Origin of the sequence: Mesorhizobium sp. M7A.F.Ca.CA.002.04.1.1, from assembly GCF_004022805.1 — a bacterium.
Taxonomy (GTDB): domain Bacteria; phylum Pseudomonadota; class Alphaproteobacteria; order Rhizobiales; family Rhizobiaceae; genus Mesorhizobium; species Mesorhizobium ciceri.
This window is the reverse complement of the sequence record NZ_RZPL01000002.1, coordinates 1-25221: the sequence shown is the minus strand read 5'-3', so window position 1 is coordinate 25221 and position 25221 is coordinate 1. Positions and strand designations below refer to the sequence as shown.

Below are 25221 nucleotides of genomic sequence, written 5' to 3'. Positions count from 1 at the left end.
ATGTGCGGTATCGCCGGAATTGTGGCGCTGAACGCGGCTGCGGAGCCTCCTTCACGAGCCGCGCTTCTACGAATGGCAGCCGCGCTCTCCCATCGAGGCCCGGACGAGAGCGGCGTTTACCGCGACAGGCGGGCGGGGCTGGCGCATACCCGTCTGTCGGTCATCGATCTCTCGACCGGACAGCAGCCCCTCGCCGACACCGGCGATACCACCTGGATCGTGTTCAACGGCGAGATCTTCAACTACATCGAGCTGCGTGAACAACTCACGGCGCTGGGGCATCGTTTCCGCACCCGCAGCGATACCGAGGTCATCGTGCACGCCTACCGCGCCTGGGGCGTGGCCGCGTTCGAGAGGCTAAACGGGCAGTGGGCACTCGCCATCTGGGATTCGCTGACAGGCCGCCTCGTCCTGTCGCGCGACCGGTTCGGCATCTGCCCGCTGCATTTGTGCGAACATGCTGGCCGCCTTCACTTCGCCAGCGAAGTGAAGGCCATTTTCGCAGCCGACCCGGCGATACCGCGGGCCTTCGATCCGGCGGGGATAGACCAGACTTTCACGCTGTGGACGGTCGTACCGCCGCAAGGCGTATTTCAGGGAGTGAAGGAACTTACCCCCGGCCATGTACGCATCTACGACAATGGCAGCGTTCGTGAGCACGCTTTCTGGAAACCTTGCTATCCCGAGATCGCGGACCAGGCCCATGGCACCTTCACCGGCTCACTGGACGATGCGGTGGACGAAGTGCGTAGCGCCTTGCAGGCCGCGACGGCGCTTAGAATGGTCAAGGCGGATGTGCCGGTTGGCTGCTACCTTTCCGGCGGGCTCGACAGCTCACTTGTCGCCATGCTCGGTAGGCGCTTCGCCGGCGCGCCATTCCAGACCTTCTCGTTGCGTTTTGCTGACGCCGAATATGATGAAACCCGTTACCAGCGGCTGGTTGCAAGTGCGAGCGGCGGCGAGCACCACGAGGTGATGGTTTCGCGCGGTGATATTGCCGAGGTTTTCCCAGATGTGATCCGTCACGCCGAGTGTCCGATTCTCAGGACCGCGCCGGCGCCGTTGTTCCTTCTCTCGAGGCTGGTGCGCGAACATGGCATCAAGGTCGTCCTGACCGGCGAGGGCGCCGACGAGATGTTTGCCGGCTACGACCTGTTCCGTGAAGGCAAGGTCCGCCGTTTCTGGGGGCGGCAGCCCGCATCCGCCCGACGCGCGCGACTGCTGGAACGGCTCTACCCCTATCTGAGCCGGTCGCCCGTCAAGCAGCAGGCGATGGCGCGCCAGTTCTTCGGACACGGTATCCATGCATTTGGCGCGCCCGGCTTCGCGCATGACACCCGCTGGCGCACCACCAGCGCCATCAAACGGCTGTTCTCGGCCGACATGCATGCCGAAGCGGCGCGTCACGACGTGGTGGCGGACCTGCTTGGCCACCTGCCCGAAGAGTTTCCACGATGGGGTCCTCTCGCGCAGGACCAGTATCTTGAGATCAGGACGCTGATGTCGGGCTACCTGCTCTCCTCGCAGGGTGACAGGATGCTGATGGCCCATTCTGTCGAGGGGCGCTTCCCGTTCCTGGACGACAGGCTCGTGGCGTTGGCGAATTCGCTCCCGCCCGACTACAAGCTGCGCATTCTGGATGAGAAACACGTGCTGAAGCGTGTGGCGAAATCGATCGTGCCCGCGGAAGTCGTGGCCCGCAAGAAGCAACCCTACCGGGCGCCCAACGCACTTTGCTTCACGGGCGATGGCGCACCCGCCTATGTCCGCGAAGCACTCTCCGAGACTGCCCTGCGCGCGGCGAATGTCTTTGATCCGAACTCGGTCGCGCGCCTGCTGGACAAATGCGCTGCCAAGACCGGCGATGGGGATCTGTCCAACTCGGACAACATGGCGTTGGTCGGCGTGCTGTCGACGCAGCTCCTCCATCAGCAGTTTGTCGCTAGCCGCCCATCGAGCGCGCATGCGGTCGACCTCAGGATAGACGTCGATCACCTGCACAGGGAAGAGGTGCTGGTATGATGCATGGCGCCGTACCTCTGCTGGACGATTACCTCAGCCATTCGGCCGAACGGCTCGGCGACAAGATAGCGCTGGTGTGCGGCGAGCACCGGCTCACCTATGACGAGCTTGAGACACGCTCCAGCGCGGTCGCCCGTCATCTCGTCACGTCCGGGGTCGCCCCCGGTGACCGCGTTATGATCTTCGCCGACAACACCGTCGAGACCGTGGTCAGCTTCTGGGCGGTTCTCAAGGCGAGCGCCGTTGTGTGCGTCGTCAATCCGCTCACCAAGAGCGACAAGCTGGGGTATTTGCTCAACGATTGCCTTCCGGCAGCATTGATCACCGACAAACATTTGCAGCCGGTCTTTGCTGAGCCGGCGCGTAACTGTCCGTCGCTGCGGCGGCTCATCGTCTCCGGTCAGGTGGACGACGCCGAGCTCCGGGGATTGCCGCATGCCGTGCGCTGGGATGAGGCGGCTGCCGGCCACGGCAAAGCGCCGCCCCGCCGCCGCATCGATATCGATCTCGCAGCCATCATCTACACGTCGGGCTCGACCGGCGAACCCAAAGGCGTGATGCTGACACACAGGAACATGATGACAGCCTGCACGTCTATCGCCTCGTACCTTGAGCTTGGCGAAGACGACGTGATCCTCAATGTCTTGCCCCTGGCCTTCGACTACGGCCTCTATCAGATGATAATGGCATTCCGTACCGGGGCGCGGTTGGTCCTCGAGCGCTCGTTTGCCTTCCCCGCACAGATACTTGCGATCATCGAAAGGGAGAGAGTTACAGGCTTTCCCGGCGTGCCGACCATCTTTGCCGCGCTGTCGGATCTCAGGACGCTGAAGGCAAATGATTTTGCAAGCATAAGGTATGTCACGAATACGGCGGCAGCCCTGCCGCTTAAGCACATTCGCCTGCTCCAGGAACTGTTTGCCGCCGCCCGCATCTATTCGATGTACGGCCTGACCGAATGCAAACGCTGCACCTATCTTCCGCCGGACGATCTTGCCCGAAAACCGTTGAGCGTGGGGATCGCCATCCCGAACACCGAAATGTGGATTGTCGATGAGGATGACCGAAGGGTTGGTCCCAATGTCGTCGGCCAGTTGGTCATCCGCGGGGCAACGGTCATGAAGGGCTACTGGGGTAAGCCGGAGGCTACCGCGAAGAAGCTCAAGCCAGGTCCTTTGCCCGGCGAGCAGGTTCTGTACACCGGCGACTACTGCCGAATGGACGAGGAAGGCTACCTCTATTTTGTCGGCCGCAGCGATGAGATCATAAAATCGCGGGGAGAAAAGGTGGCGCCTAGGGAAGTCGAAAACGTGCTGATGGAAATCCCGGGAGTACGGGAAGCCGCGGTTGTCGGAGTACCTGATGACCTGCTGGGGCAAGCAGTGAAAGCGTTTGTCGTCATGGAGCAAGGAACGATCATGGGCGAAAAGCAGCTGCGGATGGAATGTCAGAAGCGATTGGAAAACTTCATGATTCCGAAGTCCATCCAAATTGTGTCCAGTCTGCCGATGACGGACACGGGCAAGCTCAAGAAAATGGCGCTGTCATAAAGCAATTTACGGAAATTATTTGGATCGGAGGCCAATTCAATGCTGAGCACGAACAACAGAATTGACACCTACAGCGATCAAATCCGCGCCTTTCTGGCGTCAAACTTCTACGTAGCCGACCCGCGTGCGCTGGAAGTTGAAACGTCGTTGCTCGATCAGGGCATCATAGACTCGACTGGAGTGCTTGAAGTTATCGGATTCGTCGAGGAGACATTCGGCATCACTGTCGAGGACAGTGAACTTCTGCCGGAGAATTTCGATTCCATCCAGGGAATTGCACGTTACGTGGTCAGCAAGGAAAACTGATCGCCGGGCTACGGCTTGAGGGCGTCGTCCCAACCGGGCGCGCAAACCCATGGCGCGGCTCACGCTGGCGCTTTGGCCCGTGCACAAACCACCCTGGCTTCACCGGCTTTGTTCGCAACCGTGCGAATGCTCTCATAGGCTTTGGAACGCTCAACCAAACTCATGACCTGCCGGTCCTGGCCAAGCCCGACCTCGAAAAGCAGCATGCCACCTTGCCGCAGATAATGCTGCGCCTCCTTGATCACCCGCATATGAATGCTCAGGCCGTAAGGCCCGGCAGCGAACGCCTCACGGGGTTCAAGTTCCATCAGATGCGCGCGGTCGTTTTCGAGCCGCTTCTCCGAGATGTAAGGCGGGTTGCAGACGACCAGATCGATCGTACCTTCGAGCTCCAGACCCGAGAAGGAATTGAAGAGGTCGCCCTGTAGCACCGAAATACGTCCGGCCAGGCCAAGATGGGCAACGTTCCGGCAGGTGGTTTCGACGCAGCTGTCAGTAAGATCGCTCGCCCAGACGCGCGCGGTGGGGACCTTGTATCCAATGGCGCAGGCGAGATTGCCCGCCCCGCAGCACATGTCCACGACACGCGGTACCGGCCTGTTAAGTTCACGAAGCACATTGAGGGCGGTGCTGCCGAGCAGTTCCGTCTCCGGGCGAGGGACGAGCACGCCGGGCGCGACAACCAACTTCAGCCCCATGAAGTCGGTGCGGCCGGTGCTGTAGGCGCTGGCGACATCTATTTCACCAATCACGGCAAACCCGCTTTCTTGATTTCCCAATGTTGATTTCTCAGGCGCCCGGTCTTCATGCCATGGGCGAGCCATCAGCAACGTCGTTCCCGGCTCGGTTCACGTCCGCGCAACTACTGGATCGCCGCGCTCTGCAGTTCGCTGCTGAACCTCACCTCGATGGTGTCTCCAGGCGCAACCTCGGTGTCCTGGTCGACCGGTCGACCTCTTGACGCGTCGCCGGCCCCGCCGGTTATTGTGATCCGCGCCTGAAAGGTTTCGCCGGCGACGGGCAGTGGAAGCGCGGACGCCCCTGATGGCTGAAGCTTCTGGCTGGCTGCGTGGAGCCTTGCAGTGGTCTCGGCGAGGCGAAGGTCGGTGTCCCTCAATTCGTTCAGAAGGCCGATCCTTCTTTGATTTTCATTGCGTTCCTGCTGCCTGACGGAGTCTTCCTGCTGGCGCCGCGTTCTCATCAGTTCGACTGAGGTCTCGAGCGCCCGGCTCGACGACATCAGCACGGCACGCCTGACGTCGGCGAGCCTGCTGTTGGTCAGGTTGCCCGATTCGAACGATTTGGTGACCCGCGCAAGATCGTCCTCATCCTGTTTCACCGCGGCCGCTTCCGTCTGCTCGCGCTTGAGCAGAACCTCGACCTGAGCCTCGGCATCCTTGGCGGTCTTGTCGAGATAGCTTTGCTCCTGCTGAAAATTGTTCAGCGAAATCTTGAGGCCCTCCGCTTCCGCCTGCGCGACCGCCGATATCAATGCATTCGACAGGGGCGAGCCTTGCGGCGGTTGCATGTCAAATTCTGCCTGGTTCTGAAGTTCGGCGCGGATGCGCGCGCCATGAAAGTAGTCCCTGATGTAGTCCCCCCAGATCGACTCGTAGTCGCGTCGCAGATCAACGGGATCAGGTCCGCTTTGGCTTGCCCGAGACCGCAGGAGACTAAAACCGCCGGCGACGGCAATTGCCTGTCGGACAGTCATGAGTGGCCGGTAAGTCTGCTGCCCTGGTGTCAGCACATCGCCAGTCACATAGATCGGACGGTACTCCGCGATCACGGCCGTGACGTCGCTCGGCTTGATGACGATCATTTGCTCCCGTCCATCAGGTAGGCGCTGATGGACTATCTTGGTTGGCAGCACCGCCTCCATGCGCGTCTGCAATTCTGCCGGCGTCAGCCCGCCAACCGGGATCATCCCGAACTCGGGCAGCGCGATCGAGCCATCCATTTGCACGATCGCGCGTTGCGTTCGCTCCGCTATGGAGGCTATTCCTATCTCCACCGTATCGCCGGGCGACAGCTTATAGGCCACCGGCGCTTCAGCCGCGGCTGCGATATCCAGGGCCAGGCAACCGGCAAGGGCTGCAAAGAAAATTCGGCTAACGAAGGCCATCGATGGCAATCTCCCTTTAATTCAGGCCCGGCTGCTGCGGCCAATCGAGATGGGCGACGAATTCGTAGACCGGCCCACCAGGCACCCCCCAATTGCTCGACCAGATCACTTGCGACCCATCAGGGGAGGGTGAGGCATGTGTCTCGCTCCAATAGTCGAACGGAGCGTTTCGCGTCTGCACGATGCGTCGCACCTCCTGACGACCGTCGACACGCAGCGCGATCACTTCGCGCGTGTATGGCGCCCAGTCCGGGTGGCTCCGAACCTCATCGGGATTGCCCCCGTAACTTATAAACGCCCATTCGGGCCTGTCCAAAGCACGCAGCGACGTATGCTCGGCCTCACCGTACTTCGTGAGCGACGTGACCTTTCCATCGGACAACCGACGCTTGATCACCTGATATTTGTCCGGAGCGGATTTGCTGGTTCCGACGTAAATTTCGCTGCCATCCGCATCGAGAGTCAAATCGCCATGGCCGGGCCGATGATGATCCTTCCACGTTTGGCGCAGGGTCCCGTCGACTGCGAAAATGGCTCGCTGTTCGGTGCCGTCGACCAGATTTTGGAAACACAGGATGTTCTCTCCGAGCGGAGAAATGGTGCAGGAGCTGGTCGTTCCGGCAACCTGGGCGAGATCGATGTCCGGGTATTTCAGACGCCGGTCGATGTCGTATGCGAAGACGACAGCAGCTCCATCATTGCGGGTCGCGCGTACGGCAATGCGGTTGCCGTCACGACTAGGATTTCCCTTGGACGGGCCGAATTCGAGATCCCGATATTTCGTTGCGGCATACACTATGTCCTCACGATTGGTGCGGGGCGCCCAGGTCGATATCTTTTGACCATCGACACAGATCATCATCTCCGCGTTTCGAGGGCGCCATTCGCACTCACCCGACTTGTTGCGATGAAACAAAGGGAGGTAGGTTTTCCCGTCGAGGAAACACATGCCGTTGCAGCCGTTCATGAGGACGAGGAGGCTCTGATCCGCATTCCAGGCTTGCGCGCTCGAGTAGCGATGACTGCAATATATTTTGCCGCAGACAATTCCGCTGCCAAGCGCTCCGGGCTGAGTGATCCGAGTAAAGCGGATCCCTGTCGCCGGATCAGTTGCAGGTTTCAGATAAGCGGGCAGATCCATTGCCGGCTCCGTGCCTGCCGCACCGCTCGGCCGGTTTCCGGCTGTGTGCAGCGCCAGCAGAGCGGCCATCAACAGCAAAGCTGGTATGAGCCGCGGAAAGGTCATGTCATGTAGCTCATTTCGCGTCGGACGCGGCCTTCGCTGAGGCGCGAGCGCCACCACTCGATGGTCTTTTCCAGACCATCACGCAAGCTCGTATGTGCCCGCCATCCGACTTTACTTTCAAGGTTCGAGGAATCGGCGAGCAACGCGCGAACCTCGGAGTTTTGCGGCCGCATCCGGCTTTCATCTCGACGAACTGGTTTCCTGGTGCCACTCAACTCGAGCACCAACTCCAAAACGTCCGAGACACTGACGGCGCGCTGGCTGCCTGCATTGTAGGCATGGCCAAATTCAAGCTCGGCCGCCCCTGCCGCCACAAATGCCGCAGCAGTGTCCTCCACAAAGGTAAGGTCGCGGATAGGGCTGGTGTCGCCGACCATGATCGCCGGACAGTTCTCGTCCAGAGCCTGCCTTATGATGGTCGGCACGATGGCCCGCTCGCTCTGGCGCGGCCCGTATGTATTGAACGGTCGCAGGATGACCACCGGCACATCGAAGGACCTGGCATAGGACGCCGCCATCATGTCTGCGCCGATCTTGGATGCAGAGTAGGGGGACTGTCCCTGCAGTGGGTGGGATTCGTCGATCGGCATGGTCAGAGCGGTGCCATAAACCTCGCTCGTGGACGTATGCACAATGCGTTCGGTTTCCCAGTGGCGTGCCGCTTCGAGGACATTCACGGTGCCCAGCACATTGGTTTCCACATAGGATTGGGCAGCCGCGTAGGAGTAGGGAATCGCAATCAGCGCAGCCAGATGAAACACCGCCGCCTGGCCGCGCACGATCCGGTTGATGAACGCGCTGTCACGAACATCCCCACGAATGCATTGCAGCTGGCTTCGAACGTGGTCGGGTAAATCGTCCAGCCAGCCATGGCTGTCGAACGAGTTGTAGAGGGCCAGTGCCGTGACATCGGCGCCTTCGTGCACCAGCGCTTCCGTGAGGTGGGATCCGATAAATCCATCCGCACCCGTGACCAGGACCTTCCTGCCGTGATAGCTCACGACTGCGCACTCCTTTGATCGTGTGAGCTGACAAACTGGCGAACGAACAACGATCCATTCATGCCAAACTCTCCTCACTTTCCAACTCTATCCACTTGCCGCGGGAGGCAGGGACACGCCGAAAACCGCCCTGAAGCCTCGCATTATCCAGACGAGGTCCGATGCAATCGTGCGCCGCGGATAATAGGCGAGGTCGATCGTTGCCTTGGCCGGGAACAGGACCTCTCGATAAAACAGGAGCGGATCAAGGGATGGCGGGTAAAAACAGGCTTCGTGACGGAAGAGAACCTGGGTCGGGCCGAGCAGGCCGGGCTTCCACTGCAGGACGGCTTCATTGCCGCCGCGGAAACAATCGGCGAAGGCAAGGCTTTCCGGCCGCGGGCCGACAATTGCCATGTCTCCCGTAAAAACGTTCCACAGTTGCGGCAACTCATCAAGTTTCGTTGCCGCGAGAAAACGGCCTATCCGCGTCATGCGGCTGTCATCGTTCATGGTCAGCGCAAGGCCGAAAGGATCAGCTGTTGTCTTGAATTTGCGGAACTTGTACATGCGAAATGGTTTTGCGCCGGCACCCAGGCGCGTCTGTGCGAAAAGCACGGGCCAACCACCCTCGACAAAGAGTGCAACAGCAATCAGTAGCATCAGCGGAGCGAGTGCCATTCCCGCTGCTGCGGCGAGGATGATATCCATCGCGCGCCTGGCAATTCCATGGCTGGTGCCAGCTACGGCGGGCCGATGCATCGTCACGTCGAGTGCGTTCATGCCGCGGCTCCCGCGCGCCCGCTGCTTTCAATCGCGGTGGCCAACGCAACAACCACCGACTCGATCGCACTTGCCGTAATTTGCGGGTGTAGTGGAATCGTCAACTCCCGCTGCGCGAAATCCTCGGTCTTCGGCAGATGGATTTCAGTGAACATTTGGCGATAGAGCGTCATCTGGTGCACGGGCGTATAGTGGATTGTGGTCTGTATTCCCTTCGTTCGCAGATGGTCGATCACCGTTTGCCGGTCGACGTCATGTGGCAGGAGGACAGGCATGATGTGATAGGCCGAGGTCCGCGGTTTGCAGAACGGAACTGTCACAGCCGAGCAATAGTCTGCGATCAGACGTCGATAGAGGACGACCAATATGCGCCGGATTTCATTCCATTCCTGCAGGTTCTGAAGCTGGACCAAGCCAATAGCGGCGCGCAATTCATCCATGCGATAATTGAAACCGAGCATCGTCACATCGTATTGCGGCGTGCGGCTGTTCAGCCGCTGATGTGTGCCGCTGGTCATCCCATGTCCGCGAGCCTGGCGGATCGCTTCACGGAGCTGTGCATCCCGGGCGATTACGGCCCCACCTTCCGCGGTGGTCATGTTCTTGTTGCCGTAGAAGCTAAAGGCCGCGGCCGCACCATAAGTCCCCACCTCCTTAAGGCCGGGAGCATGCGCGGCATCCTCGACGATATGCAGTCCTCGCACACGGGCAAATCTCTGCCATTCTTCCCGGTCGGCGAGGTAGCCGGCAAAGTGGACGAGAATGACGGCCTTGGTGCGTCCGGTGCACTTGGCTTCCGCGTCGCTTAGGGACATCAGTGGCACTTCGGCCGACTCTATGTCGACGAATACCGGTGTTGCTCCTACGTAGAGCACTGCATTCGCGGTCGCCACGAAGGTCAGCGAGGGAACCAGAACTTCGTCTCCGGGACCGATCCCAAGTGCATGGAGAATGAGATGCAGGGCGGCGGTGCAAGAGCTGACGGCAACGCAATCGACCGCATCATGCACGGCCGCGAAGGCCTCTTCAAAGGCTCGTACCTGGTCCCCCATCGTCAGCCACCCACTGTCGACAACTTTGGCCAAGGCCGCCTTTTCCGGAAAGCCAAGAATAGGAGCGCTGACCAAGAGCATTACGACCTCCTCATGTTGGCGTGGTCGAGCGTTCAGCCCTCAAGCGGCCGCTGCCGAGACCTCGATCGATGCGGACTGCTCTTCCCAGGCAATGGTTTGTGCGTTTTGAAAATCTTCAACGCGTCCGATATCCAGCCAAAGCCCGTCATGTTTGTAGACGTGCACATTCGTGCCGTTTTGCATCATCTGCAGCATGAGATCGTCGAATCCGAAGGCGATGCCGTCAGGTATAAAACGAAAAACGTCTGGATTCATGCAATATATTCCCATGCTTACCAGATGGGATAGCGTCGGTTTTTCACGAAATACTTGAACGGTATTGTCGACCTCGTCGATGACGCCGAAGTCCATCTTGATGACGCGGGATGCGGTGGCTATGGTGACTGGATCCGTGTGTGTGCGGTGTGATGCCACAAACCGGCTGAGACTGAGATCGGTAAGTACGTCCCCATTGAGAACAATGAACGGCTCGTCCAGTTCCTCCCTGATCAGGGAGAGCGGGCCAATGGTGCCGAGAGGTTCCAGTTCCTGGGTGTAGCGTATCCTTAGATTCCACTGGGATCCGTCCCCGCATACGGTGCGGATCAAGTGCCCCAGATAGCCGGTCGTGACGTAGACTTCCTGAATGCCGTTCCGCCGCAGCCACTTCAAAAGCAATTCAAGAACCGGTCGAGCACCGATCGGCATGAGAGGCTTGGGCAATATGGAAGTGAAAGGCCGAAGGCGTGTTCCCATTCCACCGCACTGAATGACCGCTTTCATCTCGTCCTCCTATTGATACGACTGTCGCGGTGTGATGGGTCCAACCCACCCGGCCGGAAGGTACGCCAGTGTTGGTTTTGCCTCTCCGGAGTGCAGCGATGGTAAGTGGCGCTTAAGAAGGCGTCGTCGTGCATTTGAATGGCACTTTCCCGGCCTTTTGATTCAATATTCCAGTTGGCAGGGCATGGGGGCGGCAGGGCGATCAGAGCTGGGAACTGTTCACATGTCCGGCGCCGGCAACGACCTGCTCGGAAGGGCATCGCTACCGTTCGTACGAAAAAAACACTTCAACATCTGGCCCTGAAATGTGTGCGATTGTAAGCTATATTAGAAGGTTGAAATGTGCCGATGGGCGGCGGCGAGCGTCGACATACGGGGGATCAGCGGGCGGCTGATCTGTGTTGGGTCACCGTACAGTCCATCCAAAGGGAGGTTTCGGCAGCTAGGGACACATGCGGGCTGCCAAAAGGTGGGTGGTTCATGTATCGTATTATCATCGCCGATGATCACGGCTTGTATCGTCGTGGGCTGCGACTGGCTTTGATGGCCGGCATTCCAGACTTGGAAATATTCGAAGCGGCGTGTTTTGATACCGTCATAAGCTTGCTTGAAGATCAGGCGCCTGTTGATCTCGCCATCATCGACCTGAACATGCCGGGACTGTCCGGTCAGGACGACCTTCGCGACGTCTTACCGGCTCATCCCGACACACGGTTTGCAATTGTCTCAGGGACCGATTCACGCGCCGAGATTCTAACTGCCCTCTCGATTGGACTTCATGGCTATATCGTAAAGTCCCAAACGGACGAGGAGGTGGTCCTGGCGGTGAACGAAATCCTGGCTGGCCGCATTTACGTTCCGGCACTTCTTTCACAAAGGTCCAAGGCGTCGGTGCGCCTTCCATCCGAGGCTCCCACGCAAATGCCCCACAGGACCATCAGCGTCAACAATCTGGGCAGGCTTACGTCCAGACAGAAGGAAGTCCTCAGGTTGATGGCTGAAGGTTACTCGAACAAAGAGATTGCCCGCTCTCTTGAAATTGCAGAAGCGACGACGAAGATTCATGCGGCTGCCGTCCTGCGCGAACTTGGGGCACGAAATCGAACGGAAGCCGCGGTTTTGCTGAAGACATGGGCCGCCAGGGACATCAACTAGCGCCGATTGCTTTTGGCGGCAGCCGGACCGAATATTTCAGTCCGTGATCCAGCATCTCAAGCTTGGAAGAGTGGCCCACGATAGGCTCACCGCCGGCTCCGATAATCAACGACCCAAAACCACGCCGAGCCGAGGTGGAGACCCGGCGCTCTCCCGATTCCGACCATTCAAACACTATGTCGGCGCCGGGCTCCTGGGCCACGAATTGCCACACGACCTCGATCCGTCCTGCCGGAGTGCCGAGAGCCCCATGCTTCACGGAATTGGTCGTAAGCTCGTGAACGATCATTGCGAAGCTCTCAGCCGAACCCTCAGCCATTTTTATTTCGGGTCCACTGATCGAAATGTCATGCGTCCCCATATAGGGCTGCAATTCCTGAACGATGAGGTCACGCAGGGAAGCCGACAGGCTGCCATCGCGTGAAAGAAGCAGATGCGTCGCCTGGAGTGCGCCGATCTTTTCGATCAGTGTCTGCTTATAGCTGGCGATATCATTGTCGGGGGCACCAACCATATTCACAAGCGCCGTGATCACCGGAAACAGATTGTTGAGCCTATGGCGCTGTTCAAGCATAGCCCGCTCTCGCTTCTTCGCCGCAGCCCGCAGCAGAATGGTTATGCGCCGATCGGTGAGATCCGCGGCGACTCCTATTCGCTGTGCACGACCGTCGCGCAATTCGTCCCGTCCCCGAAGAGCAATCCAGCGGATATGTCCGCCAGTTCGCCTGATGCGGATCTCAGCGTCATAGTCGGCGCCTGATGCAAGCTCTCCCGGGGCCATCAGATTAGGCAAGTCGGCCGGGTGAACGACCGCAGTCAATTCCTGCAATGGACGGCTCGGCGCGGGTGCCAGCCCCATCATTTCCCAGAACGCGGCTGAGCCCTTCACGGACCCGCTCTCGAAATCTATGCGCCATGTTCCCAACCGGCTTGACGATAGCGCCAGGTCCAACCATTCCTTCTGAGCCCGGAGTGCCTCGCGGGCGGTTCGCTCTCCCGATATGTCGTCCACCACTACAAAAATGCTTTGAGGGAGAGCATCGGCTGGCACGGCCAAAGACAGGGCCAATCTTGTCCACAAAATCGTGCCGTCTCTTCTCAGGAGACGGATCTCCGAGCCAAACGAAGTCGTGTCTTTCAGGCGAGTCAACGCTTCCGCCAAGGTGTGGTTGTCGTCGGGGTGGACGAGTGCGCTGAGCGGCAGACTTGAAAGCTCCTCCTCGACATACCCTGTCATCTCACCAAGACGCTTGTTGGACCGTTGCAACTCTCCGTTCTCATTCATGTTGGCAAAGCCAATGGCGGCACGTTCGAATGCCCAGCGATACCTGTTTTCGGTTGCTTCCAAGGCCGCGAGTCTAGCCTCCGCAACCTGCAAAAGGGTGCGGTAGTCCTGCCTCTGCCGGTGGAAAGTCAGGGCGATCATCCCCCCTGCAACCAGCAGCAGAATGGCTTGAACCCAAAGGCCGACATCGATTGGATGGTGCAGGACATCCCGCGTCAACAAGCCGACGGCAACCATCACAAATGTTGCCGCAAGAGCGATCATGCGATCTTCGAAATATGAGATGGCAATAATGGCGGGAACAAACTCAAAAAAGCCGATGTCGTATGCCACAGAGGTCGGCAGCGCTGTCTCGACTGCAAGTGTCGCTATCAGGAGCGACATCGAGGCAAGGCGGGTCAGCAACTTGCCTGAGCTGTTCGGATGCAAACTGAGCGAATGCAAACGCATGTGCCAGACTATAACCTTCTGACTAGTCCGTCGAGATTAGACCGAAAAGCGTACAGACTAGTCCGACCGCAGGATTGTTCCCCGGGATTGTAGCGCGCATTTTGTCCGATGTCGGGGGCGGATCGGACCGCTACTCTCCAAGCGACCTGACTGACATGTTTAAGGCACCTCCTTTTGACTGGGAGGCGTTGCCGTTTTGCGGGAGGTAAGAAAATGGCACTGGTTGGTAGGCAAGATGATGGAATTCTTGGTCGCCAATATGGAAGTTTCGGGGGAAAGCCTGTCTCCGCCTTGAGAACGCAAGGTGACCATGCTTCCGCTTGGCATCAAGCACCACAACGGTTCGACAGCGTTGCTGTCGAGCCACGGCAGAGCAGCCTTGCATCTGTTGTGAGAATGCTTGATCGCATCGGTTGTGGCTACCTGATCCTGAACAGCGACAGGAAGGTCATGGAGTGGAATTCAGCCGCTCAAAACACCTTGGAGCGCGAAGGCGAGGCAGCCGATACGGCCAGCAAGGTATTTGCTGCGCTGAGACGGCTGATCGCAAACGTGCCGGGCAATTTTTCTCCTGGCACGCTTTCATGGGTGGTGATCCGAGGCATGGGCGACAGGCCCCTGATATTGAACGAGAAGGGCATAGCAACGCCTGACGCGACAAGCATCGTGGCGCTGCTGGATCGTGAAAACAGGTCCGGGCCAAATCCCCAGACGCTGCAAAGAATGTTTGGTCTGACGAGTGCCGAAACGCAGCTCGCACTGCGCTTGGCGCAGGGCGATGCCCCTTTGGAAATAGCCCGCAAGCGGCGCTTGAGCCGGACCACGATAAGGTCGCAGCTGGCGTCGCTGTTCGCCAAGACCGAAACACGGCGACAGGCGGAACTGGTAGCTCTTCTTGGGCGCATATGCGTTTTGCCGTGAGGCAAACGCCTTTACCATGCGCGCGCACAACAGGCTTGTGCGCGCAATCTGTCGCTGATGTGCTTGTCGGCCAGCCTCACCTTACCGCCGTCGCGTGCGCACCCGGCCCAATCTTGGGCGGATTGCAAACACGTGATTAAGCACGTGCCAGCCCGCCACCTTCATGACCGAAGGCCGGAAGATCTGTATCCCATCCAGGAACGTGGTCAACCAGGACTGCTGGTGGAACCGCATGGGAATACGAGCAACCCGCAGCGCCCGCAGCAATGTCTCGGGAGGCGGGAGATGGTTGCGGTCTTTGATGAGATTCCAGTTAAGCTGCTTGACGGCGAGGGTCACTTCGTCGACCTCGCGGAAACTCTTTGACGTGGTAATGCTTGGATGGCTCGTTGCATCATAAAAGGTAAGCGGATCGCTTATCGCCACCATGTCCCCATGGCTGGCTAGATCGACGAAGAACAGTTGATCCACTCCGGCCGGAATCTCTTTGTGCGTGCGCATCAAGCAGCCGGCACGAATGACGTCGCTGTTGATCAACAATGTGGATGGAATGATCCCCAGGCAGCGTGTCGCGCGCACCAGATAGAGGTCCATCAGGCACTGCTGGCTGGAATAAAGGGAGATCGCTTCCTGCTCCTTGGGGACTTGGCGAAATCTCACTCGCTTGTCCTCGATTATGTTTGCGGCTGACGTCATGAAGGCAACCGACGGGTGCTGTTTGGCAACTTCGGCGAATGTCCTGAGTGCACCTGGCGCAAGCCAGTCATCGTCGTGCAGCAACTTGATCCACCGTCCAGCGCAAGCCAGCATAGCGTTGTTGGTGTTCTCCACCTGACCGCGACCTCGGCTGTTCTCGATGATGCGGATGCGAGGTTCGCTTCGTGCATAGTCGGTCACGATAGCCCAGGTCTCGCCCTCCGGTCCCTCGTCGTCGCTCACGACCAACTCCCAATCGGAGTAATCCTGACCCAGGACGCTGTCGATCGCCCTGCGGATCGTATCGGGCCGGCGAAAGGTTGGTATCCCGACAGAGATAAAAGGGCGTGACCATGAGACATCGGCACGGTCATGCTGGGTGACCGCAACTGCCGCTTGAAGATTGTCAACCGACGACGAATTCATGGTGTTTTTTCCTCGAGACATTCATGTTGGATGCACGTTGCAGCGCCTGCTGGTTGGGGGTCGTGGGTCAACAAATACAGCGATGCTGCCATTTTCAGAGCGAAACCCGACGCGCCGCCGGCGGCCATGAAATAGATGACGGTGACTGGCTGCCAGCCCGCCTGGGCGCCGGCGAGCAGCGGGCCAAACACGAGAACCGCTCGTGCGAGGTCGATGACCAGTCTTGTTCCTTGCCGACGTAGCAGAGCGGGAACGTCGCTAAGCGGAGTAGACAACGCTTGTGCCGCGCCCATCAGCGCCAGTGCGGTCATGATTTCCGCGGTGGGCATCCAAGGCTCGCCCAGGAGCGGAACGACCACATAGGGCGCGGCGAGTCCAAGCAGCAATATCGGCACCGCGGTAAAGCCGGCGGCCAGCAGGAGAAGCCCGCGTGCCACGCCAAGCAGGTGTCCACGATTGTTGTTCTGGTTTGCTTCGGCGACAAAAACATTGCTGAGCGGTGAAGCGATCAGCGTCACTGGACCGGTAACCAGGCGCGTTGCCACGCCCAAATATCCGGCAAATGCGGTGCCGAACAGCCCACCGACAAGAACTGCCGGAAGATTGTTGATCGCTATGCTCGCGAGTGTTGCGGGGATATCGAACAGAGGAAATTTGTATTCCCGCCGGGCCTTTTCGAACACCGCACGCCAAGGTGCCCGGGCGATGCCGCGCAAATCCTCCCAGCTCGTCACCCGATAACCGATATACCCGATAAAGACGAACTGGCTCAAAATATGGGCATGGATCATCGCTTCGCCGCCAAGGTTGGCAATGCCGAAAACCAATTGCAGTGCAGCCATGCTCGCCGGCAGGATCAGCCGCCCAAGGGCAAAGTCGCGCAAAAGCCCAGCACGCAGGCTCCAGCAGTTCATGGCTTCGACCAGACCTGCGCCTCCCATTCCGATCGGAATGAGCCAGGCAAGCGAGCCGAGGCGGTTGGGAGCAAGGTTCGACAGCATCTGTCCGGCCGAAAAGGCCAGGACGGTGGTCACGAACACAGCCAAAAGGATAAGCTTGACCGTCACATAGGCCTGGGCGCTCCCCTTAACCCCATAGAGTGACGCCTCGAAGCGCAATGCTGCGACCCCGGCGAGTATGTTCACAATCGACAGATAAATCGTAAAGATGCCGAAATCCGCAGGCGAATAGAGCCGCGCCAAGACCGGAATCGCAGCAAGAAGGGTGAGTTGGCCGACAATTGCCATCGCCGACACCTCACCAGCTGCACGAATGATCGAACCGATCGTGCTCGGCCGAACAGCGATGATGGCTGTGTCGGCCGCGGGAACCATCTTGGGTCTCAGAAGGTCGCTCAGTGCCATCGGTTCGCGCTTCCGAGGGAGGCAAATATCGGGGATTGCCGCAGCCTACGATGCACACCGAACGTTGCCATCATTCACCTGAATGACGCGCTCTGCGGACAGGCTGCACCCTGAATCGTCCGGGCCGCTCCCTGGATGAACCGCCCCCGGATCGTCCGCGGCCCAAGGACGAGCCTATGCTTGGTCATGCTATCTGCTCGCGCAAGAGGTCGGCGCTATCCTCGAGCCGATATCCGGCATGTTTTTTCAAGTTCACTTGCGTGAGGACGCTGCCGACGGGTACCGCAAGAGAACCGTTGCCCTGAAGGAGTTCCAGCACCCCGCGAGCGAGGGTACGTGGCGTTTTCCTCCATCGGACGGCAAAAAGCACCGCATCAGCCCATCCAGCCAGAAATTTGGCTTCCGGCCGCCCGAGCGCCGACGGCAGGTTTATGATGACGATGCGATAGGTCAAGTGCAGATCCGCCATCACTTTGCCCCCATCCTCGCAGGACAACACCGCCAGCAGATCGTCCGACGGAGCAGCGGTCATCACGTCGATGCCGATTTCATGCAGACTGGCCACGGCGTTTTCCAGGTTGCTGCGATTGCAGACATAATCAGCGAAGGAATGGCGGCTCTTGCGCTCGCTGAACTGATGCAGGAACTCGAGCGTGAGTTGAACGCCCTTGCGTTCAAGATCGATCAAGAGAACACGACCGCCCATCCGCGTGCCGGCCAGCGCCAGACTCCATGCGAGCTCGGTCCCCCCATCCTCCGGGACGCTGGAGGTGACAAGCGCCGTGTACGACGAACGAGCCCTCAGCGCATTGGGCGCCGCAGCAATCAGCAACGACGTCACGGCGCGGCTATAGGCGGAGCTGCGCTCGCCCAGGACAAGGGTTCGCAGTCGTTTGGCATGCACCCTGCCTGCTTCGGGAATCTGCCCCATACATGGAACCTTGAGCACCGCTTCCGCCTCGGTCTCACCGCGGAAAGTCCGATCGAAGTGATTGCGCATCGTGACGAAAATCGCGCCCAGTATAGCGAACACAATCATCCCGGGCGGAACAAGGAAGATGGCGGGCAAGGTCTGCGGGATGGTCGGCGGCCATGCCGCCGATAGGATGGAAATTCCAGCCGAGGGAACTCCGATACGCCGCGTCAAATCCTGTTGCCGGCCAAGAAGTTCGTTGTATCGCTGGGTCAGCAAACTGACCTGCGGCTCGAGAACCCGCAACCCGGAAAGCCGGCTGGCGGTGTCGGCCATGACCGCATCCAAAATGGCCTTCCGGCTCTCAAGAGTGGCGATCTGGGCACGGAAAATGTTTGCGTCCGCAGCAATCTTGTCGATGCCTTGTTCGACCTTGCTTTCGGTCAGGTTTCTGAGTTCTTGGTCCGCAGGCGCGCGAGCCTGTCGAGCCGCAAGATCGGCAAGTTCAGGCCCGCCAATGGCTTCGGCCACGGAGACGAAAGAAGCCCCCTGCGCTCGAAGCTCCTGAACATGTCGCAGCCGAGTTTCCACAGCGGCGAGATCTGCGTTTGACATCGACAATTGCTGGCTGAGGTCGGCCCGTTCCCTGGCTGCATTGTCCGCCGAGCCTTGGTCGATGGCTCCGTGGCTCAACCGATATTTCTCAAGGCGGTCGGCCGCTGCCTGCAGATCGTTTTGCAGCCTGGGCAGGCTGGTGGTGATCGCATCGAGTTCTTGCTGGTCGGATGCCTGCCTTCTCCTTATCAGATTGTCGACATAGACCTGAGCGAATGTGTTGGCCACGAGCGCCGCCCGCGCGGGACTGTCATCGGCGAAAGCGACGGAGACTACTCTCGATCGCAGCTCCTGCCCGACCCGCATTCCTTGCCGCAAGGCTCTCAATTCAGAGGCATCCTCGGCCTGTGAATCGCTGATTGTTTTGTCCGCTCCTGGCCACAGTCGGTCCAGTAGACCACCGGCAAGCGAGCGTGTCCTCGGGGGAGGGATGGCAGACGGCTCAAGCCGGGAATTCCCGCTAGCGGAATTGTCCTGTCCGGTTTCAGCCGCACCTGTCTTGCGCAGTGCCGCCATGACGCGGCGCAGATGGTCTTGCGACGATAGCATCGTGATGTGGTCATCTATGCTTGAATCGACGAGGTCCTGCGAAGACGGGGCGCCGACGGGCAGTGAACCGCGCGATGGGGCGTCGATGATAAGCTGAGTAGTTGCTTCGTAGAGAACCGGGCGAAGACTTCCCAGCAACCCCGCCAGCAGCCCGCCCAACACAGCGAAGGCAACAATAGACCATTTTCGCCTTGCCAGAATCACGAAGAGTTGGTGCGACGCGGTGGCCGGCTCGACATATTCGCGCAATGACCGCACGTGCACTCTGCCTTCGAGAACCGGTGCTGGTGGTTGATTGATCCGTGGCAGCTGGATCGGGCTGATTGCGGAACCTACCATTTTATACTCCTGCCAGATCGGGTTCATGAATTGGGCCGGTTTCCTGTGCTTGCCGGTTGGCTCGGCTCCGCCAGGCCTGGAACATCAATGCGGACCACAATTCGCGCGAGCGGTTCTGGCCATCAATGTGATCGCGCCAGCAGGCGTCGATCTTCGCAGCGTCCAATACGTCACTGCTTTCTGCTCGCATGTCGGCGAGAAGATCGCTGGCCCAGTTGCGCAGCGGACCCCGCAGCCATGCTGCGATAGGGACATCGAAGCCCTGTTTCGGACGCTCGATCAGGTGCTGCGGGAGATAGCGGCGTAGCAATTGACGAAGGATCCATTTGCCGGCGCCATCACGAACTTTCATGTTGGATGGCAGCCGCCAGGAGAATTCGACAACGCGGTGGTCAAGCAGAGGACACCGGCCCTCAAGGCTGTTGGCCATAGTGGCACGGTCCAGCTTCACCAAGATATCGCCAGGCAAGTACCCCGCCATGTCATCGCACAGAAGACGGGAGAGCAGGTCGTCAAGCGGCGGACCGCCGTGGCCGTAGATTGGTTCGGTGGGCCGCTGACGTCCCAGGTTTTCAGCCTGTGGCCGCGCCAGCCGCTGAAACAATTCGTCTTCATTCGATGCCGTGAGCAGCCGGGCGAGACGTTCCATCCGGTCGCTCCGGATAAAATGCCTCGCGCTCGCAGAGAGTGGCAGTTTGCCGATGACATCGTCGCGTCCGGCGCGTGCGAAAAAACCTGCCCCTGCCGCCAAGGTTCGGCGCAGTTGTCGGGGCAGGCGCAGGTGTCGTTTCAACCGCTCCGCCATGAAGTGGCGGCCGTATCCTGCGAAGCATTCGTCACCGCCGTCGCCCGACAGCGCTACGGTGACGTGCTGACGGGCGAGCCTGGCAACGAGCAAGGTCGGTATCTGCGATTCATCGGCGAAGGGTTCATCCCAGACCTGCGGCAACTCGGGAATGACGTCACGTGCGGCGCTGGGCGAGAGGTGAAGTTCGGAGTGGTCGGTGCCCAGATGACGGGCAACGGCCGCTGCGTATGGAGCTTCATCAAAGCCGCCCTCTGCGAACGAGATCGTGAAACTGCGAACCGGCTTGCAGGATTGAGCCTGCATCAGGGCGATCACGGCTGAGCTGTCGATCCCGCCCGACAGGAAGCCACCCAGAGGGACGTCGGCCATCATGCGTTCCCGCACGGCCAGCCGAAGCCGGTTGTCCAGTTCGTCAACCAGATCTTCGTCGGTGCCGGTAGCGGGGTTCCGTCGCCCATCGGCTGCAACGTCAGCCAGTGACCACCAGCGGTGAACGCGTTGCGAAAGACGGTCCGCGCTGCGGTCTTCGGCACAATTCGCCGCGGTGACGGAAAGGACGGAACCAGGCGGCAGTTTGAACACGCCTCGCCAGATACAGAGATGGTCCGGCACCCATCCCGTTGAAAGCATTGCCGCCGCGGCATCAAGATCAAGGTCGGGAGAGAAGCCCGGAAAGGTGTTGATCGCCTTCAGCTCAGAGGCGAAGACCAATGCGTCTCGGGTCGAAGCAACATAGAGGGGCTTTTTGCCCATCCTGTCACGGGCCAGATAAAGGCTTCTTGTCTTCAGATCCCACAATGCGAACACGAACATTCCGGCAAAGCGTTTGAGGGCGGTTTCAAGCCCCCAATGCTCGATTGCGCTGAGCATCACTTCGGTGTCGCTGGCGCCTTGAAAGGTTTGGCCCGCACCCTCAAGTTCGCGACGTAAATCGCGAAAATTGTATATCTCACCGTTGAAGGTGATCACGTATCGGCCGCTGGCAGAATGCATCGGCTGGTGCCCGGCGGCTGACAGGTCGACAATTGCCAATCGCCTGTGGCCCAATGCGATTCCAGCCTCGCGATCGGCCCAGAGCCCTTCGCCATCCGGGCCCCGGTGACGCAGCGATGCGGTCATCCGCCCGATCGCTTGGAGCGGCTTTATGTCTGTGGCATCGGAAGCCAATAGAATTCCGGCGATCCCACACATTTAGGGCACCCTGGGCTCGGCAAGTTGCCGCCGAAGTGCGGTCGGATTTCCGGCAACGAGGCAGAAAGCCAGCGAAAACCACACGATCGGATGGCGGATGATCAGGTGAGGCATGCTGAAGATTATCGTCGACGCACCGAGCACCAGCAGCGCGTCGAATCCCGCTCGCCAGGCAAGCGACATTGCGGCTCCCACGATCCAGACCAATGCCATCACCGCAAGCAATCCGCCCTGCAGGTAAAGGTCAAGAACGGTATTATGGGCCTCGAAAGGTCGCTGCAGAAATTGACGGTCGGCGACGGGCGGGCGCTCGAGGTGAGGCCCAGGGCCCAATCCCAGCGACCCGGATTTCAACCCCGTTTCCACCGCGTCCTGCCACAGATAGAGCCGGAGTTCGAACGTTTCGAGTGTCGCTTCCCCACCCTGGTCCTTGGTAAGGCTCTTGGCAAAATGGGCGACGCTGGCCTCTTCGGTGAGCGCGTAGGGCGTCATCGCCAGCGCTAAAGGCAAGGAACCCGCCAACAGCACAATTGCTGCCAAGCGGGGCAGGCTGGCGCGACCGCTTGTTGCGATCCATGCACGAAGCCGCAATCCGAGAAAGACGAGGCAGCTCAGGATACTGGTGTAGAGATAGGTGTCGCTCTTCGTCAGCCGGCCGACATAAAAGGTCAGGATCAGGCTGGAGAATGCGAGCAAACGGCGCCATGGGTTGCGGGTGGTCGTGGCAAGGTGCAAAGCCAGGGGGCCAAAAAGCGCGCAATAGAGCGCAAGTTGGTTCGGGTTCTCGGACCAGCCCCGGAATCTGTCCCAGAACCAGGGGTCGACGCCGGGCTGGTGGGCTACCCCAAATGCCAATCCCAGCTGAATTACGAAGCTTCCATTGGCGATGGCGATCACCCACCAGGCACTGCGGCGAAGGTGACGATCGGCGTCGGGCTCCGCGGCCGCCAGGCATGTGAAGCCGGCCAGCAGCATGTAGGCCATCAGGTCATGTACCAGCCCGGTCAAGTAAAGGACGGTGGTCAGGTAGCCGACGATCGTGCCGATTCCCAAAGCCAGCGACAAGATCAGCCAGAAGCTCGCCAGTTGGACAAAAGCGGGTGTGACCTGGAGACGACCCCCGGCGAATATTCGTCCAATCGCCAGAACGATCCAGATCGCGATGAACAATTCGCCATAGCCGAGCGGCAATCCCGGAACGGCCAGTTGCGTCGCGTAGGACATCGCAACTCCCAGGGCGAGCAAGGCGTCCCGGATCATTGACGTGCTCCGCCCCGGTGATCTGCGAGGCTGCCCTCAAGCGCGACAGCAGGGAGCGGTCGCGGAAGCCCCGCGCGGAGTGTGTTTTCGTACAGGTCGCAGTACTGATCGACCACCAACGGCAGGGCAAATCGCTCCCGCACAAGTTCAGCGGAACGGACGCCCATTGCCTTTGCCCCAGCGCGGTCGGACAGCAAGTCTATTGTTCGCGAGGCAAGGGCATCGGCGTCATGCGGTGCAACCAGGTAGCCATTCCACCCGTCTTCGACGACGTCTCTGCAGCCTGGCATCCTGGAAGCCACGATTGGCAGTCCCGAAAGCCCCGCTTCCAGCAACACACGCGGTACTCCTTCGCGATACTGGGTGGGAAAGGCGAATACATCGGCCATGCCGAGGAGATCAGCGACATCGCGTCGTGGACCCAAGGCCAGCACATGAGATGCGTGCCGGTCGATCTCGGACTTGTCGATTGCGAATGAGCCTTCGGATTCTCGCGGGCCGACAAGCACAAATCGTGCTGCTGGTCTTTCGGCCACGACGCGAGGAACCGCCTCGAGGAGGGTTCCCACACCCTTCTGACGGGTCAAGCGGCCGACAAAGATCACCACTTCGGCGGACTGGAGGCCGAGTTCCCTACGCATCTTCGTTGCCGAGGACCCGAGATGGCGCACCGTTGCGAACGCATCGACATCGATTCCGGAACTGCGTATCAGTCGCGAGCTTCCGCGACCGGTCAGCCGAAAGCGCTCGAAGAACAGTTGGTCATCACGATTTTGGAAAACGGTCGCCGCCGTCCACGAAGACGCGAGCCATTGCAGCGCGCAATAGACCGGACGCAGGGCCAAAGCGCGAGGCGCCAGAGATGAGAACGTCCAGCCCAGCCCGTTGATGGTGCGAATAACCGGAACTGTTCCCCGCATGGAAAGGGGCGTCAACAGATTTGGCTTGGTGTCGAAACTCTGGATGATGTCGGGCCGAAGCTCCCGCATCAATCGGCGCATCGTTCCGAGAGCACGCCATTCCCCGCCGCCAGATGCAAACCGGTCGAAGGAGAACCTGTGATGCGAAATGTCATGCCTTAAAAACGGTACGGGAGAACCGCTCGAGACCGCCGTAACGCGAAAGCCTTTCTCTCGCAGCGCGATGAGGAAGGGAACTCTCAAGGCGTGATCCTCGCCTCCCACGCAGACCAGATGTGGGTTCATCTGCCTCTCCCCAGCGCACACGGCGGGCAATCGAGTAACTGACGCTCTCGATGCTGCCACGGCCCGGTTTCATCACCTATGAGCGCATCCCGCCCGAGTGCACGCTATGGGGAGGCCGGGTTCCTGTCCTCGTCCGTTTGAATGACACCATGATGTTTGGAAAGGGGTAGGACCAGTGAGGCGAGATTCCCTCGCGGTGGGGGAGCGCTAATGTCCCTCCTGTCTTGCCGACGCAGTCTCACCGGGACGCCCCCACGGCATTGCCTGAAGTGGGTACGATGAGTGGCTGGAGTAAGGCGTGGCGGACCTGAACTCCGCGGCTCGCTGATGGGCGCGAAGTTCGGACGCTCGGCCCAAACGACTGTCGGCGAGGCACCAAGACCTCGCCGACCTTTAAGGCATTCGTCGCTGGAGCGTCAGGTGACCAGGAAAGACGATGCGGTAATCGACAGATGCGGAGAGAGGCTCGCGAAATGGATCTGGTTTGCGCCTCCGACGCCGTCGCTGTCGAAAGAAAGAGCTCCGGTCGAACTGTTGTAGATAATGTGATCGGAACTGTCATGCGCCGCTTTGCCGGCAAAGAAAGCGTCCGACGAGAGGCCCCCCTGATCGAGACCGGCAAAGATGGAATGGTCGAGGTGGATCTTGTCCTGGGCTTTGTTGAAATCAGTGATCCTGTCGACGTTTCCAGCGCCAAGGGCGGTACTGAACACGAAGGCATCTCTGCCCCCGTGCCCGGTCAACGTATCGGCTCCGCCGCCACCGTCGATCTTGTTGTTACCGGCATTGCCTTGAATGGTCTGTCCGAATTCGTTGCCGGTCAGATTGATGGCGGCCTTGCCGGACGTCTTGGTGGTTGCGAGTTGCTCGATGTGCGAGCCAGCCGAAAGAGCGAAGCTCACCGAGGCAAGAACCTTGTCGAGGCCGCTTCCTCCCTGCTCCACCACCTTGTCGTGGGCATTGTCGACGTAATAGGTGTCATTGCCGCCATAGCCGGTCATCTTGTCGGCGCCACCGCCGCCATTGATCTTGTTGGCACCGCCATTTCCATAGATGGCTTGACCGAATTCGTTGCCGGTCAGGTTAATGGACGCCCTGCCACCGGAATTGGCGGTGGAGAGCTGCTCGACATGTGAT

General features: G+C 59.7%; 20 protein-coding genes. 5 read left to right on the top strand and 15 right to left on the bottom strand.

The genetic code is table 11. The features are described from left to right. The 3 genes from asnB (ENZ75_RS00235) to ENZ75_RS00225 are packed head-to-tail and all read left to right on the top strand — an operon-like array spanning window position 1 to window position 3878. Complete coding sequence (gene asnB, locus ENZ75_RS00235) at window positions 1-2022, top strand: asparagine synthase (glutamine-hydrolyzing) (protein ID WP_063167487.1); 2022 nt, start codon at window positions 1-3, stop codon at window positions 2020-2022. Continuing rightward, complete coding sequence (locus ENZ75_RS00230; RefSeq protein ID WP_063167488.1) at window positions 2019-3572, top strand: class I adenylate-forming enzyme family protein; 1554 nt, start codon at window positions 2019-2021, stop codon at window positions 3570-3572. Before asnB (ENZ75_RS00235) ends, ENZ75_RS00230 begins: the two co-directional genes overlap by 4 nt. Window positions 3573-3611: 39 nt before the next feature. Then, window positions 3612-3878: an acyl carrier protein gene (locus tag ENZ75_RS00225; protein ID WP_013533122.1), complete on the top strand. Its 267-nt coding sequence runs from the start codon at window positions 3612-3614 to the stop codon at window positions 3876-3878. Between the two features lie 59 nt (window positions 3879-3937). Here the strand turns inward: ENZ75_RS00225 and ENZ75_RS00220 are convergent, their stop codons facing one another. The 7 genes from ENZ75_RS00220 to ENZ75_RS00190 form a co-directional block, all read right to left on the bottom strand. Beyond that, complete coding sequence (locus ENZ75_RS00220; RefSeq protein WP_164745784.1) at window positions 3938-4630, bottom strand: class I SAM-dependent methyltransferase; 693 nt, start codon at window positions 4628-4630, stop codon at window positions 3938-3940. A gap of 110 nt (window positions 4631-4740) precedes the next feature. Then, window positions 4741-6003 carry a polysaccharide biosynthesis/export family protein gene (locus tag ENZ75_RS00215; RefSeq protein ID WP_063167489.1) on the bottom strand — a complete coding sequence of 421 codons (1263 nt, stop codon included), beginning with the start codon at window positions 6001-6003 and terminating at the stop codon, window positions 4741-4743. Between the two features lie 16 nt (window positions 6004-6019). Beyond that, the gene (locus tag ENZ75_RS00210) at window positions 6020-7249 is read right to left on the bottom strand and encodes a hypothetical protein (protein ID WP_027163967.1); all 1230 of its coding nucleotides are present in this window, start codon (window positions 7247-7249) and stop codon (window positions 6020-6022) included. After that, window positions 7246-8250, bottom strand: a complete 1005-nt coding sequence (locus ENZ75_RS00205; RefSeq protein ID WP_063167490.1) for an SDR family NAD(P)-dependent oxidoreductase — start codon at window positions 8248-8250, stop codon at window positions 7246-7248. The genes ENZ75_RS00210 and ENZ75_RS00205 overlap by 4 nt, the downstream gene beginning before the upstream one ends. A gap of 87 nt (window positions 8251-8337) precedes the next feature. After that, on the bottom strand, window positions 8338-9012 hold the full coding sequence (locus ENZ75_RS00200; RefSeq protein ID WP_013533117.1) for a sugar transferase: 675 nt from the start codon (window positions 9010-9012) through the stop codon (window positions 8338-8340). Beyond that, window positions 9009-10145, bottom strand: coding sequence for a DegT/DnrJ/EryC1/StrS aminotransferase family protein (locus tag ENZ75_RS00195; RefSeq protein WP_013533116.1), 1137 nt, complete (start codon window positions 10143-10145; stop codon window positions 9009-9011). Before ENZ75_RS00195 ends, ENZ75_RS00200 begins: the two co-directional genes overlap by 4 nt. A 39-nt stretch (window positions 10146-10184) precedes the next feature. Next, window positions 10185-10907: a sugar phosphate nucleotidyltransferase gene (locus ENZ75_RS00190; RefSeq protein WP_013533115.1), complete on the bottom strand. Its 723-nt coding sequence runs from the start codon at window positions 10905-10907 to the stop codon at window positions 10185-10187. Between the two features lie 480 nt (window positions 10908-11387). Between ENZ75_RS00190 and ENZ75_RS00185 the strand changes: the two genes are divergently transcribed. Beyond that, window positions 11388-12062 (top strand): response regulator transcription factor, encoded by a 675-nt coding sequence (locus tag ENZ75_RS00185; protein WP_063170174.1) that lies wholly within the window; start codon window positions 11388-11390, stop codon window positions 12060-12062. On the opposite strand, the gene ENZ75_RS00180 is transcribed toward ENZ75_RS00185, so the two are convergent. Continuing rightward, entirely contained in the window at window positions 12055-13797 is a 1743-nt protein-coding gene (locus ENZ75_RS00180) for a PAS domain-containing protein (RefSeq protein WP_063167491.1), read from the bottom strand. The genes ENZ75_RS00185 and ENZ75_RS00180 overlap by 8 nt on opposite strands. A gap of 213 nt (window positions 13798-14010) precedes the next feature. Between ENZ75_RS00180 and ENZ75_RS00175 the strand changes: the two genes are divergently transcribed. Then, the gene (locus tag ENZ75_RS00175) at window positions 14011-14718 is read left to right on the top strand and encodes a helix-turn-helix transcriptional regulator (RefSeq protein ID WP_024502429.1); all 708 of its coding nucleotides are present in this window, start codon (window positions 14011-14013) and stop codon (window positions 14716-14718) included. Window positions 14719-14799: 81 nt separating this feature from the next. Here the strand turns inward: ENZ75_RS00175 and ENZ75_RS00170 are convergent, their stop codons facing one another. The 7 genes from ENZ75_RS00170 to ENZ75_RS00140 all read right to left on the bottom strand — a co-directional run. Further along, complete coding sequence (locus ENZ75_RS00170) at window positions 14800-15840, bottom strand: glycosyltransferase family 2 protein (RefSeq protein ID WP_063167492.1); 1041 nt, start codon at window positions 15838-15840, stop codon at window positions 14800-14802. Next, window positions 15837-17204, bottom strand: a complete 1368-nt coding sequence (locus tag ENZ75_RS00165; protein WP_013533110.1) for a lipopolysaccharide biosynthesis protein — start codon at window positions 17202-17204, stop codon at window positions 15837-15839. Before ENZ75_RS00165 ends, ENZ75_RS00170 begins: the two co-directional genes overlap by 4 nt. Before the next feature lie 184 nt (window positions 17205-17388). Then, complete coding sequence (locus ENZ75_RS00160) at window positions 17389-19647, bottom strand: exopolysaccharide transport family protein (protein ID WP_244514268.1); 2259 nt, start codon at window positions 19645-19647, stop codon at window positions 17389-17391. Further along, a complete protein-coding gene (asnB, locus tag ENZ75_RS00155; RefSeq protein ID WP_063167493.1) occupies window positions 19622-21619 on the bottom strand; it encodes an asparagine synthase (glutamine-hydrolyzing) in 1998 nt (665 codons plus the stop codon). Before asnB (ENZ75_RS00155) ends, ENZ75_RS00160 begins: the two co-directional genes overlap by 26 nt. Next, entirely contained in the window at window positions 21620-22879 is a 1260-nt protein-coding gene (locus ENZ75_RS00150; protein WP_063167494.1) for an O-antigen ligase family protein, read from the bottom strand. It abuts the gene before it with no gap. After that, complete coding sequence (locus tag ENZ75_RS00145; RefSeq protein WP_063167495.1) at window positions 22876-24084, bottom strand: glycosyltransferase family 4 protein; 1209 nt, start codon at window positions 24082-24084, stop codon at window positions 22876-22878. The genes ENZ75_RS00150 and ENZ75_RS00145 overlap by 4 nt, the downstream gene beginning before the upstream one ends. A gap of 416 nt (window positions 24085-24500) precedes the next feature. Then, window positions 24501-25221, bottom strand: a 721-nt coding sequence (locus tag ENZ75_RS00140; protein ID WP_164887703.1) for a calcium-binding protein, incomplete at its 5' end; no start/stop codon positions are given.